This window comes from Mesorhizobium sp. M7A.F.Ca.CA.004.12.1.1 (genome assembly GCF_003997835.1).
Classification (GTDB): Bacteria; Pseudomonadota; Alphaproteobacteria; order Rhizobiales; family Rhizobiaceae; genus Mesorhizobium.
In genome coordinates this window covers 1-788 of record NZ_RZRK01001366.1, presented here as the reverse complement: position 1 = coordinate 788, position 788 = coordinate 1, and the positions used below count along the sequence as shown (strand labels likewise).

Below are 788 nucleotides of genomic sequence, written 5' to 3'. Positions count from 1 at the left end.
ACGCTTCACCGCGGGAACGTGCAGAGCTTCTGGACAATTGTTTCCTTCGATTCCATAGCATGCTGAAACCGTCCAACCGACATGCCGTGGCAGGTGATTGCCTTGGTAAGAATTTGCCCGCTTGCTGTGGTGCGTCGACAACCTTGGTCCTCGTCGCGCTCGTTCACAATGGGAAGCGCAGGTCGTCCCGAGTTGCTAAGGAAAACCTGACGCTTGGCAGTTGTGGTCCAAATGATGCTGGCAGCTCCGGCTGCACGCCTTTAACTGTTGGCTGCTCCAAAACTTCAAAGAGACGCGAAGCCAGTCAGTGCGGACCTACGGATTGCCGAACAATAACACGGCAAACTCTGGCACAACGAAAGGAAGCCGATCACTGCGTACTGGCAATCCAGCTATTTGATTGAATGGAGTTCTAGAACCGCCTGATCCACGGCCCCCTCGTCGCCACCCCAGCCCAATCGGGTTCCATGCTCATCGAGTGTTTGGCGGGTGGCCGTCAGTGCAGTTTGCAACATGGCGAGTTCAGCTAGAACTGCAGATGACAGAGGCCCGCCATCTGCCGCGATGGTTTCGACAGCATTCGTCCTCGCAGCCTCGAGCGCTGCGGAAAGTGCGCGAACTGGATGGACGCTGGACATGGGCTTCTCCTCGTCAATAACTTGGTACCGACCCGTTCGTGGATCGGCAGATTGCGTGCCTTACGTGCCGCAACGATGCCACACGCGGGAGGCAGGTTCTTTTCCAAAGGCATGCTGCGTTTCGTCTTTGACCGTTGCAGGGATCAGGCA

1 protein-coding gene is annotated in these 788 nt (G+C 56.6%); it reads right to left on the bottom strand.

Annotation, left to right across the window (positions count from 1 at the left end; genetic code table 11):
* Nucleotides 1-392: 392 nt before the first annotated feature.
* Nucleotides 393-638: a hypothetical protein gene (locus EN984_RS36420; protein WP_127270296.1), complete on the bottom strand. Its 246-nt coding sequence runs from the start codon at nucleotides 636-638 to the stop codon at nucleotides 393-395.
* Between the last annotated feature and the right edge of the window lie 150 nt (nucleotides 639-788).